At 54.6% G+C, this 17,443-nt stretch carries 21 protein-coding genes; 13 read left to right on the forward strand and 8 right to left on the reverse strand.

What is annotated here, in order from left to right:
- Positions 1-335: 335 nt before the first annotated feature.
- The gene (locus tag JDW22_RS00110; protein WP_200520867.1) at positions 336-542 is read left to right on the forward strand and encodes a hypothetical protein; all 207 of its coding nucleotides are present in this window, start codon (positions 336-338) and stop codon (positions 540-542) included.
- A gap of 74 nt (positions 543-616) precedes the next feature.
- On the opposite strand, the gene gatA is transcribed toward JDW22_RS00110, so the two are convergent.
- From gatA to gatC, 3 genes are all read right to left on the reverse strand, one after another.
- Positions 617-2,068, reverse strand: coding sequence for an Asp-tRNA(Asn)/Glu-tRNA(Gln) amidotransferase subunit GatA (gene gatA / locus JDW22_RS00115; protein WP_200520868.1), 1,452 nt, complete (start codon positions 2,066-2,068; stop codon positions 617-619).
- 70 nt (positions 2,069-2,138) lie between these two features.
- Positions 2,139-2,507 carry a hypothetical protein gene (locus tag JDW22_RS00120; protein ID WP_200520869.1) on the reverse strand — a complete coding sequence of 123 codons (369 nt, stop codon included), beginning with the start codon at positions 2,505-2,507 and terminating at the stop codon, positions 2,139-2,141.
- Positions 2,508-2,964: 457 nt separating this feature from the next.
- Positions 2,965-3,255, reverse strand: a complete 291-nt coding sequence (gatC, locus tag JDW22_RS00125; protein ID WP_200520870.1) for an Asp-tRNA(Asn)/Glu-tRNA(Gln) amidotransferase subunit GatC — start codon at positions 3,253-3,255, stop codon at positions 2,965-2,967.
- Between the two features lie 181 nt (positions 3,256-3,436).
- On the opposite strand from gatC, the gene JDW22_RS00130 reads away from it, so the two are divergent.
- From JDW22_RS00130 to JDW22_RS00185, 12 genes are all read left to right on the forward strand, one after another.
- Positions 3,437-4,474 carry a rod shape-determining protein gene (locus tag JDW22_RS00130; RefSeq protein ID WP_003796669.1) on the forward strand — a complete coding sequence of 346 codons (1,038 nt, stop codon included), beginning with the start codon at positions 3,437-3,439 and terminating at the stop codon, positions 4,472-4,474.
- Positions 4,475-4,504: 30 nt separating this feature from the next.
- The gene (mreC, locus tag JDW22_RS00135; RefSeq protein ID WP_200520871.1) at positions 4,505-5,383 is read left to right on the forward strand and encodes a rod shape-determining protein MreC; all 879 of its coding nucleotides are present in this window, start codon (positions 4,505-4,507) and stop codon (positions 5,381-5,383) included.
- Complete coding sequence (mreD, locus tag JDW22_RS00140; RefSeq protein WP_003796666.1) at positions 5,380-5,883, forward strand: rod shape-determining protein MreD; 504 nt, start codon at positions 5,380-5,382, stop codon at positions 5,881-5,883. The genes mreC and mreD overlap by 4 nt, the downstream gene beginning before the upstream one ends.
- Entirely contained in the window at positions 5,880-7,985 is a 2,106-nt protein-coding gene (gene mrdA, locus JDW22_RS00145) for a penicillin-binding protein 2 (protein ID WP_200520872.1), read from the forward strand. Before mreD ends, mrdA begins: the two co-directional genes overlap by 4 nt.
- 2 nt (positions 7,986-7,987) lie before the next feature.
- Positions 7,988-9,106: a rod shape-determining protein RodA gene (gene rodA, locus JDW22_RS00150; RefSeq protein WP_200520873.1), complete on the forward strand. Its 1,119-nt coding sequence runs from the start codon at positions 7,988-7,990 to the stop codon at positions 9,104-9,106.
- 131 nt (positions 9,107-9,237) lie between these two features.
- On the forward strand, positions 9,238-9,678 hold the full coding sequence (locus tag JDW22_RS00155) for a type II toxin-antitoxin system RatA family toxin (protein ID WP_200520874.1): 441 nt from the start codon (positions 9,238-9,240) through the stop codon (positions 9,676-9,678).
- The gene (locus tag JDW22_RS00160) at positions 9,665-9,970 is read left to right on the forward strand and encodes an RnfH family protein (RefSeq protein WP_003796658.1); all 306 of its coding nucleotides are present in this window, start codon (positions 9,665-9,667) and stop codon (positions 9,968-9,970) included. Before JDW22_RS00155 ends, JDW22_RS00160 begins: the two co-directional genes overlap by 14 nt.
- Before the next feature lie 32 nt (positions 9,971-10,002).
- On the forward strand, positions 10,003-11,976 hold the full coding sequence (locus tag JDW22_RS00165) for a SurA N-terminal domain-containing protein (RefSeq protein ID WP_235964641.1): 1,974 nt from the start codon (positions 10,003-10,005) through the stop codon (positions 11,974-11,976).
- Positions 11,954-12,121 carry a hypothetical protein gene (locus tag JDW22_RS00170; protein ID WP_200520875.1) on the forward strand — a complete coding sequence of 56 codons (168 nt, stop codon included), beginning with the start codon at positions 11,954-11,956 and terminating at the stop codon, positions 12,119-12,121. Before JDW22_RS00165 ends, JDW22_RS00170 begins: the two co-directional genes overlap by 23 nt.
- A complete protein-coding gene (locus JDW22_RS00175; RefSeq protein ID WP_200520876.1) occupies positions 12,118-12,741 on the forward strand; it encodes an SMI1/KNR4 family protein in 624 nt (207 codons plus the stop codon). The genes JDW22_RS00170 and JDW22_RS00175 overlap by 4 nt, the downstream gene beginning before the upstream one ends.
- Before the next feature lie 227 nt (positions 12,742-12,968).
- On the forward strand, positions 12,969-13,802 hold the full coding sequence (gene panC, locus JDW22_RS00180) for a pantoate--beta-alanine ligase (protein ID WP_200520877.1): 834 nt from the start codon (positions 12,969-12,971) through the stop codon (positions 13,800-13,802).
- Between the two features lie 166 nt (positions 13,803-13,968).
- The gene (locus JDW22_RS00185) at positions 13,969-14,220 is read left to right on the forward strand and encodes a hypothetical protein (protein WP_200520878.1); all 252 of its coding nucleotides are present in this window, start codon (positions 13,969-13,971) and stop codon (positions 14,218-14,220) included.
- 60 nt (positions 14,221-14,280) lie between these two features.
- Here JDW22_RS00185 and JDW22_RS00190 read toward each other — a convergent pair whose 3' ends face one another.
- The 5 genes from JDW22_RS00190 to trpC all read right to left on the reverse strand — a co-directional run bounded on the left by JDW22_RS00190 (position 14,281) and on the right by trpC (position 17,394).
- Positions 14,281-14,829, reverse strand: coding sequence for a carboxymuconolactone decarboxylase family protein (locus JDW22_RS00190; protein ID WP_003796645.1), 549 nt, complete (start codon positions 14,827-14,829; stop codon positions 14,281-14,283).
- A 99-nt stretch (positions 14,830-14,928) separates the two neighbouring features.
- Positions 14,929-15,081 carry a hypothetical protein gene (locus JDW22_RS00195; protein ID WP_200520879.1) on the reverse strand — a complete coding sequence of 51 codons (153 nt, stop codon included), beginning with the start codon at positions 15,079-15,081 and terminating at the stop codon, positions 14,929-14,931.
- Positions 15,082-15,121: 40 nt separating this feature from the next.
- The gene (locus JDW22_RS00200; RefSeq protein WP_200521914.1) at positions 15,122-15,997 is read right to left on the reverse strand and encodes a lipid A biosynthesis lauroyl acyltransferase; all 876 of its coding nucleotides are present in this window, start codon (positions 15,995-15,997) and stop codon (positions 15,122-15,124) included.
- An 87-nt stretch (positions 15,998-16,084) separates the two neighbouring features.
- Complete coding sequence (locus JDW22_RS00205) at positions 16,085-16,612, reverse strand: hypothetical protein (protein WP_200520880.1); 528 nt, start codon at positions 16,610-16,612, stop codon at positions 16,085-16,087.
- Positions 16,612-17,394, reverse strand: coding sequence for an indole-3-glycerol phosphate synthase TrpC (trpC, locus tag JDW22_RS00210; protein ID WP_200520881.1), 783 nt, complete (start codon positions 17,392-17,394; stop codon positions 16,612-16,614). The genes JDW22_RS00205 and trpC overlap by 1 nt, the downstream gene beginning before the upstream one ends.
- Positions 17,395-17,443: the final 49 nt, after the last annotated feature.

Raw genomic sequence — 17,443 nt, forward strand, 5'->3', positions numbered from 1 at the left:
CCTTTGGTGGGGTGAGTGAAATGAGGGGCGATTATGGCAGCTTTACAATTTGTTTACAATTATTTGAGCGGGTGGCGGTGGGTTGGGAAGGGGGCGGGGGGTGTGGACGGTTTTTCGCTGCGCTGCGCAGGCTGCCATTGGTGATTAGGAATTAGCTTAAACCCCAGCATCGGCAGCCTAAAAAAGTAGAGATGGCAACATTCGTTAAATGAATTGCGCAATGGCGTAAACAGTTTTCAGGCTGCCTATCGGAGAAGGGTAAGGCAGCCTGAAAAGGTTGAATGGGGATTGAATGGAAATAGGGCGAGCAGCGTGTGTGCGAATAGGTTTTAGTTTTGCGTGAACTTGTAAGCTCGCTTTCAGGCTGCCGTTGGCAATTAGAACTTAGCTTAAACCCCAGCATTGGTAGCCTGAAAAAGCAGAGACGACACTATTTGCTCAATGGATGGAGCAATGGCGTAAACAATTTTCAGGCTGCCTATCGGAGAAGGATAAGGCAGCCTGAAAAGGTTGAATGGAAAGTAGAACAAGCATGTGAATGAGATTTAACTTCGCACAAGCCCGCAAACTCGCTTTCAGGCTGCCTATCGGACAAGATAAGGCAGCCTGAAAACCATCACGCAGGCGTTTTGCTATGCCAATCACTATGCAACTGCATTTGATGCGCCGCCCCTAAAATCTTGGCTTCAGCAAAATAATTGCCAATCAGTTGCACGCCGATGGGCAAGCCGTCTGCGCTGAATCCTGCGGGCAGGCTCAATGCGGGCAGACCCGCCAGATTAACGGCAATCGTATAAATATCAGAAAGATAGGCTTGCACAGGGTCTTGATTCAGCTCGCCGAGCTTGGGTGCAGCAGTTGGCGCGGCGGGAGCTAAAATTATGTCGCATTGTTTAAAGGCAGCCTGAAAATCGTTGGCAACCAAGCGGCGCAGTTTTTGCGCTTTGAGATAATAGGCATCGTAGTAGCCGTGGCTTAACACATAAGTGCCAATCATGATGCGGCGTTTGACTTCGCTGCCAAAGCCTTCGGCGCGCGTGTTGCTGTACATTTCGTCCAAATTGGCGAACTCTTTGGCGCGATGCCCATAGCGCACGCCGTCATAGCGTGAAAGATTGGTGCTGGCTTCGGCAGATGCGAGCACATAGTAAGCAGGGATGGATAACTCGGTTTGCGGCAGCGAAACTTCTATCAATTCAGCGCCTTGCGCTTGCAGCAGGGCTTTGGCGTTTTCTAAGGCAGCCTGAACGTCTGCGCTGTTGTTTTGAGTGAAGTATTCTTTAGGTAAGCCAATTTTCATGCCTTTAAGCGGTTGATTTAATTGGCTGGTATAGTCTTCGCGGGCGCGTTCTAGGCTGGTGCTGTCGCGCTCGTCAAAGCTCGCCATTTGGTTGAGCAACAGAGCGCAATCTTCGGCGGTTTGCGCCATGGGGCCAGCTTGGTCAAAGCTGGATGCATAGGCAATCATGCCAAAGCGCGAAACGATGCCGTAGGTGGGCTTCAAGCCTGTGATGCCGCAATGCGATGCGGGTTGGCGGATTGAGCCGCCTGTGTCCGAGCCCAGCGCAGCAGGAGCAAGTCGCGCGGCAACCACGGCAGCTGAGCCACCCGATGAACCGCCCGCAACGTGTTGTGGATTAAAAGGATTGTGAACCGCACCGTAGAACGAAGTTTCGTTGCTTGAACCCATGGCAAATTCGTCCATGTTGGTGCGTCCCAGCGTTACCATGCCCGCGTCCAACAAATTTTGCACCACGGTGGCGGTGTAGGGCGCAACAAAGTTGTCCAGCATTTTGGACGCGCAAGCGGTGCGCCAGCCTGTTTGGCAGAAGATGTCTTTGTAGGCAATCGGCACGCCTGTGAGCGCGTGGGCGTTGCCTTGCGCGATGCGTTCGTCGGCGGCGCGCGCTTCAGCTAGGGTTTTTTCGGGGTCTAGCGTGATGTAGCCGTTGATGGATAGGTTGCGCGCGTTGATGGCGTTAAGGTATTCGGTTGCTAGCTCAACAGCGGAGATTTTTTTGCTTTGCAGCAGGTTGCTGGCTTGGGTTAGGGTGTAGGTGGTTGGCATGATTTTCTTTCTGGTTTTGAAATAAAAAAAATGACTGAGGCAGCCTGAAAACTATTTTTTGCGTGTTAATTTAATTGGCGTGATAACCAGTATAACAAACGTATATTAAAGCCCAAAACGGTAACACAACGAGAGAGAGCAGCGAAGAAAGGGTGTTTAGCTTGCCATAAATGCCCGTGGGTATGGTTTTAAAGTTGCCATACGGCGAGTGCATCCATAACACCGTTTCTGTGCCTTTTAGCTTGTCGCCAACGGAAACCACTTTTAACTGCCAATCGTTCCAGCCCGCATGCTCGGCAAGATAGCATTGTGGTAGCTCAAACCAATAAGTTGTGTTTGGCTTGCCATCATCAGCAATTAAATCGCGCGAGACCGTTTTTTCGGAGAGCGATGAGACAGGCGGTTGCTCAAAAACGCAGCCTTTGCCGTTTACTTGCAATTGGATGAGTATGGGTTCTCCTGTGTCGGTAAAAACGATAGCGTTGTGTTCTTCGCTTTCTTGGGAAACGGCGTATTCGCCTAGTAACTCTTTTTCCCTTTCCGCATTTTGACTGCGCTAGTATGCCATTTCAAACCAGCTTCTTTGCGTATCAAAAGGTCGCCATATGCGCCATTACGTTTGAAAATTAGCTTGCAGGGTAACGGGGATGGATAGGCTTTTGTCGGTTATTTTTATGAATAATGTGGGAATCGCAACGATGACGGTAAACACTAACCACGTTTTCCATAGGGGGCGCAATGTTGTTGGTTGGTTTGGGGTGTTCATGGCAGGGCTGTGCGGGTTGGGTTTTCAGGCTGCCTATGGCTTAAAGGCAGCCTGAAAACTGTTTTGAATTAATAAACCAATGCAGCATAAAACTACCCAAGACTGCTATTTAGGTAATTCTGTAAAAATCTCACTCCTCAATCACATGCGGCACAATATACATCCGATGGCGCACCTCGGGCGCAACCGCCAAGTATTCTGCCGCGTGGTCGCTTTCGGTAACCGCATCATCGCGTAAGCGCAAGGCGACTTCGTGCGGATGCGCCATTGGCTCAACGCCATCGGTGTTTACCGCCTGCATTTTTTCTACCAATTCAAACACGGCATTCAATTTTTCCAGCGTGCTGTTTTTTTCATCATCGCTTAAAGTTAAGCGCGAAAGTTTTGCGATTTTTTCAACGTCGTTAAGCGTTAAAGACATGGTTAAAATCCTTAAATTTAGTTTGGTAATTCGTGAAATTAAGGTATGATTGCGCGTTTATTTTATCCGCCAAAGCGCGAGATTATAACCGAAAACCTATTGCAAAGCATGGCGATTTCAGGCTGCCTGCCGCGGATGCCCTGCTTTAATTATTGTTTCTTATCATTTTTCAGGACTTCTTATGCTGCACTTCTTCACGCGTTATTTTTCTAACGATATTGCGATTGACTTGGGTACTGCCAATACGCTGATTTACATCAAAGGCAAAGGCATTGTGTTGGATGAACCTTCTGTCGTAGCGGTGCAGGTGGACAACGCGGGGCGCAATGAAACGCTGGCGGTGGGCACAGAAGCCAAAAAAATGCTGGGGCGCACCCCAGGTTCTATCCAAGCTATCCGCCCGATGAAAGACGGCGTGATTGCCGATTTTGTGATTACAGGCAAAATGCTCAAAGCTTTTATCCGCAAAGTAAACAGCAGCAAATGGGCAGCCGCGCCGCGCATTGTGATTTGCGTGCCTTGCGGCGCAACGCAGGTGGAGCGCAAAGCCATCCGCGATTCGGCGCAAGAAGCGGGCGCATCCGCCGTTTATTTGATTGAAGAACCGATGGCAGCCGCGATTGGCGCAGGCTTGCCCATTGAAGAACCCACAGGCTCTATGGTGGTGGATATTGGCGGCGGCACCACCGAAGTGGGTGTGATTTCGCTGAACGGCGTGGTGTATTCGCATTCCATCCGCGTGGGCGGCGACACGTTTGACGAAGCGATTATCCAATACGTTCGCCGCAACTACGGCATGTTAATCGGCGAAGCCTCTGCCGAAGAAATCAAAAAACGCATCGGCTCCGCTTTCCCCAGCACCGAAGTGAGCGAAATGGACGTAAAAGGGCGCAATTTGGCAGAGGGCATCCCGCGCTCGTTCACCATCACCTCCAACGAAGTACTGGAAGCTCTCGCCGACCCATTAAGCCAAATTGTGCAAGCCGTTCGCAGCGCGTTGGAGCAAACCCCGCCCGAATTGGGCGCGGACATCGCCGAACGCGGTTTGGTGCTCACAGGCGGCGGCGCATTGCTCAAAGGTTTAGACCGCTTGCTCGCCGAAGAAACAGGCTTACCCGTGTTGATTGCGGAAGACGCACTCACTTGCGTGGCACGCGGCTCGGGCAAGGCACTTGAAATGATTGGCAGAATGAATTCTGTGTTTGTAAATAACCCATAATGATTTTCAGGCTGCCTGAAAACTGTTCCAATGTCTGAATCGCTTTCTTTTACGCAACGTGGCATCCGCCCGGTTAATAAACTGATTTGCTTGTCGTTGGCATCCGTCGCTTTATTGGTGCTGGATAACCATTTTTCCGCCGTGAAAACCGCCAAGCAATACGTTGCCACCTCGCTTTATCCCTTGCAATGGTTAGCCAACAAGCCTGTTGAATGGTATGAATACAGCAACGCCTTGTTGCAATCGCAAACCTATCTGCTCAGCGAAAACCAACGCTTAACGCAAGAAAACGCCAAGCTGCGCTTGCACGCCAGCCAAGTGGATATGCAAACCAAGCGCTTGGAAGAATTGCAGTCGTTGCTGGCATTGAAAAACCACGGTTTAACCATCACCACCGCCGCCGAAATCATTTCCAATGGCAAAGAGCCGATAGGCAGCAAAGTCATCATCAACAAAGGCACAAACGACCACATCCGCGCCGGCGATGCGGTGGTGGATGATGCGGGTTTGATGGGGCAAGTAACCCAAGTGCATCCGCTGACCGCCGAAGTGCATTTGCTCACCGACACCACCAACACCATCCCCGTTATGGTGGCGAGAACAGGCGTTCGCACCTTGCTTTATGGTGGCGGCGGCAATATTGAGCTGCGCTATTTCCCCACCGATGCCGATTTGCAGCCGAATGATGTTTTGGTGACTTCGGGCTTGGATAGCGTGTATCCCGCAGGTATTCCCGTCGCCAAAGTCTTGCTCACCAGCCGTAATGCGGGCACGCCTTTTTACCGCGCGGAGCTTAAACCCGTGGCTGCGCTGCGGGTGAGCAAATATGTTTTGGTGTTGCCGCAAACCGATTCCACCCTTATTCAGGCTGCCTCTGCGGCGGCAGGTTCATCTTCTGCAAAACCATGACCGAATCCGAAACCCTGTATAGCAAAATCCAAAAGCGTTTGATTTACATTAGCTTTTTGCTGGCTATTTTGATTGATTTCATCCCGCTTTCAGGCAGCCTGTTTCATTGGCTGCCTGAATTTACAGCGTTGATGCTGATGTATTGGATTATCAACCGTCCGCAAAACGTGGATATCGGCACCGCTTTTATCCTCGGCTTGTTGATGGATATCGGCACCAACGCTTCGCTGGGCGGGCACGCGCTTGCCTACGTTATCGCCGCATATATCGTTATCCAAAACCGCCGTCAGATTGTGTTGTACCACTACGGCGTGCAGGCGGTGGTGATTTTTGCCGCCTTGCTGTGCAGCGAAATGATTTTGACGGTAGTGCGCTGGCGGTACACGCATCATTTTTATGGTTGGACAGTCTTTCTCTCGCCCGTTGTCGGCGCTTTGCTGTGGCCGTTGTTGAATAAAATCATGGTCTCTCTCTTGAATTTTCTGAACTCTCGCCGATGAAAACACCTCGTCAATTTTCAGGCAGCTTTCCGCAACCCGCCCACAACCGCCAGCGCGATTTTATTTGGCGTTTGGTGGCGGCGTTCGTTTTTGTTCTTATCTTTTTCGGCATCCTGGCGGCGCGGTTTGTGTTTTTGCAAGTGTATAAGCACAACGAATACGTTGCCCAAGCCACCACCAACCGCATCACGCTGATTCCCACACCGCCCATTCGTGGCGAAATCACCGATGTAAACGGCGTGGTGTTGGCGCAAAACTATCCTGCTTACTCGCTGGAAATCATCCCCAACCAAGTGGAAGGCAAAGAAGACGATTTAATTGAATCGCTCAAAGCCTATGTGAATTTAACCGAGGATGATTTGCGCCGCTTCAAAAAATTCCGCGCCGATTACCGCTCTTACGAAAAAGTCCCTTTAAAATTAAAACTCACCCCCGATGAAGCCTCCACGCTTGCCGCGCAGTTGTATCGCTTTAAAGGCGTGGAAATCAACGCGCGCACCTTCCGCGAATATCCGTTTGGCGCATTGACCGCGCATTTTTTGGGCTATATCGGGCGCATCAGCGATAAAGACATGGAAAAGCTGGTGGAAAACAAGCGCGAAACCGCCTATCGCGGCACCACCCACATCGGCAAATCAGGCTTGGAGGCGTATTACGAAGAGCAGCTACACGGTGCACCGGGTTATCAAGAAGTGGAAAAAGACGCGGCGGGCAATATTGTGCGCGTGATTCGTTCCGACCCCTCGCAAACGGGGCAAACGCTGCGTTTGGCGATGGATATTCGTTTGCAAAAAGAAGCCGACCGCTTGATGGGCAACCGCCGTGGCGCGTTGGTGGCGATAGACCCGCAAACAGGCGGCGTGTTGGCGTTTGTGTCCAAGCCCAATTTTGACCCCAATGTGTTTATCGACGGCATCGACAGCGACACTTGGAAATCGCTGAACGAAGATTGGCAGCGCCCGTTAATCAACCGCGTAACGCAAGGGATGTATCCCCCGGGTTCAACCTTTAAGCCGTTTATGGCGATGACACTGCTGGAAAGCGGCAAAATAGGGCAGGGCACATACGTTCCTGCCCCTGGTGCATGGAGCATCCCAGGGACAAAGCACCAATTTCGCGATGCGGCGCGAGGTGGGCATGGCTCGGTTACGCTGCTGCGGGCGATTCAAGTGTCGTCTGATACTTTTTTCTATCGCCTAGGCTATGAATTGGGGATAGAAAAAGCCTTTCCGTATCTGGCTTCGTTTGGCTTTGGCGAGCGCACGGGCATTGATTTGCCGGGCGAGTATCGCGGCATTTTGCCCAGCCCTGCTTGGAAGGCAAAACGCTGGGCGAAAGGCTCGGAAAAGCAGAAGCGTTGGAATCCCGCCGAGATGGTGCCGGTGAGCATCGGGCAGGGCTATAACACGTTCACGCCGCTGCAAATGGCGCACGCCACCGCCACGCTGGCAAACAACGGCACAGTGTACCGCCCGCATTTGGTGAAAGAGCTGCTGGACCATGAAAATCAACAAATCACCGTGATTGACCCTAAGCCCGAGCGCGTGTTGCCGTATAAACAAAGCAATTTCAATTATGTGAAACGTGGGATGCAACTGGTGTTGCAAGGCGGCGGCACGGCGGCCAAAATCGGCGCGGGCTTACGCTACACCATGGGCGGCAAAACGGGCACGGCGCAAGTGGTGCAAATCGCGCAGGGCAAAAGCTATAACGCCGCCGCGCTGCGCGTGCAACACCGCGACCACGCTTGGTTTATCGCCTTTGCGCCTGTGGACAAGCCGCAAATCGCCGTTGCCGTGATTTTGGAAAACGCAGGCTGGGGCGTGAACGCCGCGCCCGTGGCACGCCATCTGATTGATTATTATCTGTTGCAATTGAAGCAGGATAAAGTGAGCAAAGACATCACGGGTGCGCGCCGCACGAGCAATCCGTTGCTGCAACTTTCCGTGCCGACGGCGCAACGGAAAAACAATGTTCAGGCTGCCTTTGAAGCGGCGGCGCAGGAAAAAGCGGCGCGCGCGCATCCCGATTTTCAGGCTGCCTCAAATCCTGCTTCTGCCCCAGCGTCTGCGCCTACCGCTGCGCCCGCCAAGAGACCGTAACCATGCAAGAACACAACGATAACCTGCTCATCAAAGCCAAACGCTTATTTTGGAATCCGCTAGACCCATGGCTGTTTTACGCCATGCTGGCTGTGTATTTGATGAGTATGTTTTTGCTTTACTCCGCCGATGGGCAAGACATCGGGCGGCTGGAAAACAAAACCCTGCACACCATTTTGGGCATGGGTTTGCTGCTGATTTTTGCGCGGATTCGCCCCAACATTTTAAGCAATTTTGCCTTGCCGATTTATGTGCTGGGCGTGGTGCTGCTGCTGGGCGTGCATTTTTTTGGCGTTACGGTAAACGGCTCAACGCGCTGGCTGAATCTCGGCTTTGTGCGCTTGCAGCCTTCCGAAATCATGAAAATCGGGCTGCCGATGACGGTGGCGTGGTTTTTCCAGCGCTATGAAAACAACCTTTCGTGGTTCCATTATCTTGCCGCGCTGGCGATTATTGCCGTGCCCGTCGCCCTGATTTTGAAGCAGCCCGATTTGGGCACCGCCACGCTGATTATGGCTTCGGGCTTGTTTGTGATTTTCTTTGCGGGGCTGCCGTGGAAAGCCCTGCTTGCCTCCATCATCGCCTTTGCCGCCGCGCTGCCCGTGATGTGGAATTACGGTATGCACGACTACCAAAAACAGCGCGTGCTCACCCTGCTGGACCCATCCAAAGACCCGCTGGGCGCGGGCTACCACATTCTGCAATCCATGATTGCCATCGGCTCGGGCGGCGTGTGGGGCAAGGGCTGGCTCAACGGCACGCAAACGCATTTGGACTACATCCCCGAATCCACCACCGACTTTATCTTTGCCGTGTATGGCGAAGAATTCGGTTTAATCGGCAATGTTTTGCTGCTGATTGTGTATCTGGTGATACTCGGGCGCGGCTTGGTGATTGCGGGGCAGGCGAAAACGCTTTACAACCGCACGCTGGCCGGCGCGCTCACGATGACGTTTTTCTGCTACGCCTTTGTGAACATGGGCATGGTGAGCGGCATCCTGCCTGTGGTGGGCGTGCCGCTGCCCTTGGTGAGCTATGGCGGCACGGCAACGCTGTCTATTATGTTTATTTTGGCGTTGCTGATGGGCATCGCAAACCAAAACCGAAAGAAGCCGACTTGAATGAGGCAGCCTGAAAACCGAAATGCAAGCCAAACGGCAACGGCAACCGCCCGACACCCCCAACCCTTTTTCAGGCTGCCTTAGCCGTCTGAGGCAGCCTGAAAACACAACCGCAATTCCTTTATCCCGCCATGTCCGAAATCCGCATCCACAAAACCGTCCTCGTCCCCCACAGCGCCGCGCAAATGTATCAGCTGGTAGACAAAGTTGAAGACTACCCCCGATTCCTGCCGTGGTACGGGCGCAGCGAAGTGCTTTACCGCAGCGACACCGAGCTCAAAGCCCGCCTACACATGGACTACATGGGCATCACCCAATCCTTCGCCACCCACAACCACAACATCCCCAACCACGAAATCCGTATGACCCTGCTGGAAGGCCCGTTCAAATCCCTGCACGGCACATGGCAGTTTGACGACCTAGGCGACGACATCTGCCAAATCACCTTCACCCTCAACTACGAACTCACCGGCATCCTCAGCCGCCTCATCGCCCCCGTGTTCAACAGCGTATCCGGCAAGCTGGTGGACGCATTTGTAAAAGAAGCGAACCAACGCTATGGCAAACGATAACGAAATCACCATCGAAGTCGCCTACGGCACCGCCGAGCAACAACGGCTCTACCGTTTCAGGCTGCCTGCCAACAGCACCGCCCGCCAAGCCGCGCTCGCCGCCCCCGTGTTAAACGACTTCCCCGAAGCCCAACCGCACACCGCCCCGCTGGGCATTTTCGGCAAAGCCGTTAAAGACAGCCACATCCTGCGCGAAGGCGACCGCGTGGAAATCTACCGCCCGCTGCAAGCCGACCCCAAAGAAGCACGGCGCAAACGCGCGGCACAAAACAAGCCGCCCAAGGCAGCTTGAAAATGCAAAACTAACCCGTTTTCAGGCTGCCGTTGCCCGCAAAAATCCCCCACACAAGCCGCCCGCAAAACGGTAAAATTCCCACCCTTTCCCGCGCGCCCAAGCAACACAGGCAGCCTGAAAACCAGTTTACCCATCCTTTTCTTTCAACCACAACGCAACCCCCAAACACCATGTTCCATTCAGTCAATAAATTCCGCACCCCCGTTACCATCCTGCTCTCGCTGATTGCCGTTTCTTTCATGGGCTACGGCTTTGTTTCCCTGCAAGGCATTTCCCGCGACAACTACATCGTCAAAGTGGGCGACCAAATCATCACCCGCTACGCGCTCGACCAAGCCGTGCAAAACACCGAAGCCGCAGGCGAGCCGGCCAGCCGCGAAGCCGTGTTCCAAACCCTGTTGCAACGCGCCTATTTGCTGGAAGGCGCCAAACAGCTCGGCATCGTGGTCAGCGACGAGCAAATCAAACAAATCGTGGTGGACAACCCCCAGTTCCACGACACCAGCGGCAAATTTGACCCCAAACTGTTCCAAGCCTACCTGACCAACACCCGCCAAAGCGAAGAATCGTTTATGCAGGCGCAGCGCGAAAACCTGAGCGTGGCAGCGCTGTTGCAAACCTTAAACAGCAACGCCGTGTCTGATTTCCAAGCGCAGCAAGTCATCAATGCTGTGCTCGCCCCCCGTTCCACCCGCGCCTATGTGTTGAACCCGCAAGCCTTTGCCGACAAAGTGAAAGCAGACGATGCCGCGCTGAAAAAATACTATGAGGCCAACAAAAAAGACTACCTGCTGCCGCAAGGCGCAAAATTCGAATACATCGTGCTTTCGCCCAAAGACATCGCCGGCAAGCAAAGCGTGAGCGATGCCGAAATCGAAGCAGCCTACAACGCCAGCAAAGGCAGTCTGAAACCCAAACGCCGCGTGTCGCACATCTTGATTGAAGCGCCCAAATCCGCCGATGCCGCCACGCGCGAAAAAGCCCGCGCCGAAGCCGAAAAAATCGCCGCCGAAGCCAAAGCCCATCCCGAGCAATTTGCCGAAATCGCCAAACGCGCCTCGCAAGATGTGGGCAGCGCAGCCAACGGCGGCGACTTGGGCGAGATTGCCCAAGACGGCAAAATTGGCAGCAAAGCCTTAGAAGACGCTGCATTTGCATTAAACAAAGGCGAAGTGAGCGGCGTGGTGGAAAGCGATTTTGGCTACCACGTCTTGCGCGTAACCGACATTGCCGATGTGTCGCTGGCGGCGCAAAAAGACAGCATCCGCAGCAGCCTGCAAGCCAAAAAAGCGCAGCAAGAATACAACAAGCAACGCGAAGCATTGAGCGAAGCCGTGTTCAGCGCGCGCGATAAATTGCAGCCTGCCGCGCAACAATTCGGTTTAACCGTGCAAACGCAAAACGAGTGGACAACCCGCGCCAACGCAGGCAGCCTGAAAATACCCGCCGCCGTGGCGGAAGCCTTGCTGGCGGGCGACGTGTTCAGTAAAAAACTCAACTCTGCCGCCATCAATGTGGACGGCGAAACATGGTTTGTGCGCCCCACCGAAACCCGCACCGAGAGCACCGAAACCTTTGAGCAAGCCAAACCGCGCGTAGCGGAACGCTTCAAGCTCGCCGAAAGCCGCCGCTTGGCGCTGGAACACGCCAAAAACCTGCAAAAAGAGCTGGCGGCGGGCAACAACCCCGCGGTGGCGTGGTCGACCGTGGAGCAGGTTGTGCCGCTGCAAGTGCGCGCCAATCTGAGCGACGATGCCTATTTTGCCTTTATGCAAGCCATCCCGAAAAACGGCAAACCTGCTTACGCCGTGTTGGATATGCCCGCCGCGCCGCAGTTGGTGGAAGTGCAATCCATCCAAACCGCTGGCAATCCCCAAGCCCTTGCCAACGCCAAACAAACGCTGGCGCAAGAAATGGGCGAGAGCCTGATTCAAAACTACATTGAATCGCTGGCGGCAAGCATCAAAACCCAGCAGGGGATTGAGAAAGTGTCGGGCGAATAATCTCACCCCGTTTTCAGGCTGCCTTGGCTCGAAGCAGCCTGAAAAGCCATCAGCCGCCCATTTTTGCAAGGCTTCGCTGCCCGATGCGCTTCAAGGCAGCCTGAAATCCATTTCATCCACCCACCCGCAAAGGAAACCGCCATGAAAGACCTTGTTACCCGCATGCAAGCCCAACTCAAAGCCCTCGCGCAAAAATACCCCGCAGCCGCCGAAGAGCTGGGCATGAACTTTGAGCTGAACGCCGGTGCCAGCGAAGCTGATTTCGCCAAGCTGGAACAAACGCTCGGCTACGCGCTGCCCGAAGAGTTTAAAGAACTCTACCGCGTTGCCAACGGCGAACCCGATATAGACGGTGTGTTTGCCAGCGACGAATGGTTGAGCATTGACCGCATCATCGACGAATACGCGGTTTGGAAAGATTTGTACGACGACGGCTCATTCCAAGAAGACGACGGCACGGACTACGGCTGCGAACCCGAAGACGCAGGCATCAAAGCCGATTTTTGGTGGAATCCCAAATGGATTCCGCTTTCAGCCGACGGCGGCGGCAACGGCAAAATGATAGACCTAGACCCAGCGCCAAGCGGCACGGCAGGGCAAATCATCCAAATGTGGCACGACGACGCGGCACGCGAAAAAATCGCCAACTCCCTGCGCGAATTTTTGCAAAACTATGTGCAGGATTTGGAAGCGGGGCGGTATGTTTTGGATGCTGATTACGGCGTGATTTTGCAATCCGAATTGGATGATTTGAACGCCGAATAGGCAGCCCGCGTAGCGCAGCGGAATTGCGAAGCTAAAACAAGAAACGCCGTCATTCCTGCGCAGGCGGGAATACTGTTGTTTATCAGCAGGTCGGGCATCAATACCCGACCTACTACTTAGGTTTTACAAAGGTTTCAGGCTGCCTATGCCCTCCATCAAGGCAGCCTGAAACGCCGTTCAGCGTAGCCAAAACCCTTTTCCCAAAACCCACCCGTAAGGACACCACCATGCACATCTTCCACACCATCGCCGAGCTGCGCCAATGGCGCAAAACCGTTGCCAACATCGCCTTTGTGCCTACCATGGGCAACCTGCACGACGGGCATCTCGCCCTTGTGGAGCGCGCCAAGCAAGAAGCCGAACACGTTGTGGTCAGCATCTTTGTGAACCGCATCCAATTCGGGCAAGGCGAAGATTTTGAGCAATACCCGCGCACGCTGGTGCAAGATGCCGACAAACTCCGCGCCGCAGGCGTTGCCGCCGTTTTCGCCCCCGATGAAGCCGAACTCTATCCCACAGGCGAGCAGCAATATTTCGTTGAACCGCCTGCGCTCAAACACGAGTTGTGCGGCGTGTCCCGCCCCATCCATTTTCGCGGCGTGGCAACCGTGGTCAGCAAGCTGTTCAACATCGTGCAGCCCGATGTCGCCTGCTTCGGCAAAAAAGACTACCAGCAAGTCGCCATCATCCAAGGCATGGTCGCCGATTTGAACATTCCCGTGCGCATTGTTGCCGTGAACACGGGGCGCGCTGCCGACGGCTTGGCATTGTCCAGCCGCAACCAATATTTAAGCGAAGCCGAACGCGCCGAAGCCCCGCGCCTTTACCGCACCTTGCAAAACATCGCCCAAAGCGCGCAAGCGGGCAACCGCGATTTCGCCGCGCTCGCCCAAGCCGCCCGCGACGAACTGCACGCGCACGGCTGGGCGGTGGATTATGTTGAAATCCGCCAAAGAGGCAGCCTGAAAACCGCCCAAGCGGACAACAAACAACTGGTGGCGCTTGCCGCCGCCAAGCTGGGCAACACGCGCTTGATTGATAATCTGGAATTTGACGTATAACCCGCTACGGCGTTTGCATCGCCCGCGCGAAAAAATCCCTTGCTGCCCGCAACAAGGGATTTTGTTGTTTGCGCGGATGTTTAGGCGAGGTGGTTTCAGCTGCGCTGAATTGCGTTTCAGGCTGCCTTAATGCGGGCGCGGGTCGGCAGCCTGAAACGAAACTTTTGTGAAACCTGCGACCGCGATGGCGTGTTGGCGGCGCGCCGACATCATGCCGCTTCTTAAAGCCCTATTGAATACGCCATTTGGCCATGCACCTTTGCCGCGCTATTTTAGATTTCAGGCTGCCTTAATGCTTAAAGGCAGCCTGAAACCGTTTCTTGCGCGGGGTAAAATCTTGCCTTTGCTTGCGATATGCGGCAAACCTAAGCGACAAACCGCCTGCGGCAAAATCCTCCGTAACCATATTTACATTTAAAGGCAGCCTGAAAATGAATAAACCCATTTTCAGGCTGCCTTTGGTTTGCGCCGCTTGCCGTTAGGCGTAGGCTTGCAATTCAGGGTTGATGTCGGTTTGCGCCAAATTGTTGGTGTAGTTGCACAAGGTTGCCAGCGCCACGCCCATCACTACATCCACGGCTTGTTCTTTGCGGTAGCCCGCTGCCACAAACGCGGCAAGTTCGGCATCGGAAACCGCGCCTTTGTTTGCCATCACGGCGATGGTGAAATCGGCAAGGGCTTTGAGTTTGGCATCGTCGAACTCGGCGGGGTTCACATCGCGCGAGGCTTTGATGGCTTGTTCGGACAGCAGTTTTTTCAGCGTTGCCAGCTTGGTGTGCCCTGCCACGCAGAAGCCGCATTGGTTGGTGCGGGCGGCGATGATTTGGATGACTTCGCGCTCGCCGCCTGTGAGTGAGTTTTCGTTGTTGAGTTTGCCGACTTCTTGGTAGAAGGTGAGGGCTTGGGGGGAGTTGGCGAGTGCGCCGATGAGGTTGGGGATGAAGCCGTTGGCTTTTTGCGCGGCTTCTACGCGGGCTTTGGCGGCTTCGGGGGCGGATTCTACGGTGTGTACGGTTAAACGTGCCATGTTGTGTTCCTTATGTTTGGGTGAAAAAGACGGGCGGATTGTAGGAGGGTTTGGGCAACCTGAAAAAGATTTTGTGTTTATGTTTGTTAGACGATTTGGTTATTTGGGCGGGCTGTGTGGTGCGGAGCGTGCGGCGCGGGCGCGATGTTGGAACGCTTGAATGCCGATGTGCGTTTCTACGGCTTGCCGGCAAGCCGTGCACTGGTTTTCAAAATGGCTGAGGCAGCCTGAAAACGTGAAATGCCGTTTCATTGGTTTTAGCTTCGCAACTCCGCTGCGCTACGCAGGCTGCCTATTTGGCGTAAAACGATGGCTCGCCAGCGGGGCGCGTTTTGAAGCGTTTGTGCAGCCAGTAATACTGCGGAATGTGTTCGCGCACGCGCTCTTCAATAAAGGCGTTCATGCGGCGTACATCGGCGGCAAGGTCGGCGCTGGGGTAGTTTTCCCATGCGGGGTAAAAGCGCAGCAATACTGTGCCATCGGCTTGGCGCGTGGGGATGGCGGGGATGATTTTGGCGTGGGTCATTTGGGCGATGCGGGGCAGCCCTGCGATGGTGGCGGCTTGAACGCCGAAGAAGTCTATAAATAGCGAGTCTTTTGCGCCGAAGTCTTGGTCGGGCAGATAGAGAAACGGGGCGGCTTCGCTGCGGATATGTTTGATGATGCTGCGCAAGCCTTCGGTGCGCCCCACGAGAAAGACGTTGTTGTAACGATGTCGCCCATGCAGGATTTGCGCGTCCAGCGCGGCGTTTTTTTGGTGGGAATACACGCTAATCAGCGGCACGTCTTGGTTGAGCGCGTAAACAGCGGCTTCAAAGGCGGTGAAATGGGGATAGAGCAGGATGACTTTTTCGCCTGCGGCAAGGGCTTCATCGAGGATGTATTTGTCTTGGTAATGCACCATTTGGCGCAGTTCGGCGGCGGGGGCGTACCAGTATTTGCCGTATTCCAGCACCAAAAGCGCCATGTGGTAGAAGTGTTGGCGCAGGATTCGGTCGCGCTCGGCTTGGCTTTTTTCGGGGAAGCATAGGGCAAGGTTGGTTTGCCCGACTTTGCGGCGCGGGGCAACCAGCCAGTAGCATAGCCAGCCGAGCAGGCGGGCGAGGGCGCGCAGGGCGGAATGGGGGAGCTTGCCGAGTAGTTTGAGGATGAAGAAGGCGAGTTTCATGGTGGGGGCTTTCAGGCTGCCTAATAGGCGGTTTGATTTATGGTTTTCAGGCTGCCTTGGGCATAAGGCAGCCTGAAAACGATTCAATTAACGGCAGCCCAATGTGGGCGCGAGGGTGTCAAAGCTGCGGTTGAGTGCCGCGCATTCGTTTTCGGTGGGGCGACTGCGTGCCAGTTCCACGCGCAAATCTTGGTTAGAGGCGCGCAGGGCTTCGGCATCTTCGCCTTGCTGGGCAAAGCATTGGTCTACGCGTTGGTAGTAGCGTTCGCAGGTGTCGGGCAGGGGCGGCAGGTTTTCGGGCAGGGCTTCGGGCGGCGCGGCGGGGGTGTCGGCGGGCGGCGGCGTGTTTGCCCATGCGGCGATGTCGGATGCGCCCACTTGCTCTTTGGCGGCGCGGCGGGCGTTGAGAATGTCGTCTTGCGCGGTGTTTTGCACCCAAGAATAATCTTTGGCGGCGGCATCAGAAGCCGTGCGCGGCGCGGAAGCGACAGCAGGCGCGGGCGGTTGGCGCAATTTGCTGCGCAAGCTGAAAATAAACGTGAGCGACAGCACCACGGCAAGCAATATCAGCGGCAGGGCGTGTTCGGGTTTGAGCTTAACGGGCGGGCGTTTCATCAAAACAGTTTCCGTACTTCGGCAACGATGTCATTGGCGCGCATAAAGGTTTCGCCGATGAGAAACGTGTTTACGCCGTGCTGCTGCATCCGTTGCACGTCGTCTTTGCTGGTGATGCCGCTTTCGGTTACCACGATGCTGTCGCCCAGCTGCGGTAACAGGGCGATGGTTTGCTGCAAGTCCACTTCAAAGGTGTGCAAATTGCGGTTGTTTACGCCGCGCAGGGGGGTGGTCATGCGGGCGCATTTTTGCACTTCGCTTTCGTCGTGCAGCTCCACCAGTACCGCCATGTTCAGGCTATGCGCCACGCCTTCCAGATGCAACAGCGCGGTTTCGTCCAGCGCGGCGGCGATGAGCAGCACGGCATCTGCGCCCCATGCGCGGGCTTGGTAGATTTGGTATTCGTCGATGATGAAGTCTTTGCGCAGCACGGGCAGGGACACGGCAGCGCGGGCTTGGCGCAGGTAAACGGGCGAGCCTTGAAAATAGGGCTCATCGGTGAGCACGGATAGGCAGGCAACGCCTGCGGCTTCGTAGTCTTTGGCATGTTCGTCGGGGTGGAAATCGGGGCGGATTAAGCCTTTGGATGGGCTGGCTTTTTTGATTTCGGCGATGATGGCGGGCTGACGGGCGGCGTGTTTGGCGCGGATGGCGGCGATAAAGTCGCGTGGTGGTTCGGCGGTGCGCGCTTGCACTTTCATGTTTTCTAACGAGATTTCGGCTTTTTGCGCGGCGATTTCTTCGGCTTTGGTGGCGAGGATTTTGGCTAGGATGTCGGTCATGAGCGGTCTCTTTTGAGGCAGCCTGAAAATGCGGTTGGGGGTGCCGCAT

This window comes from Kingella bonacorsii (genome assembly GCF_016623605.1).
GTDB lineage: Bacteria > Pseudomonadota > Gammaproteobacteria > Burkholderiales > Neisseriaceae > Kingella_B > Kingella_B oralis.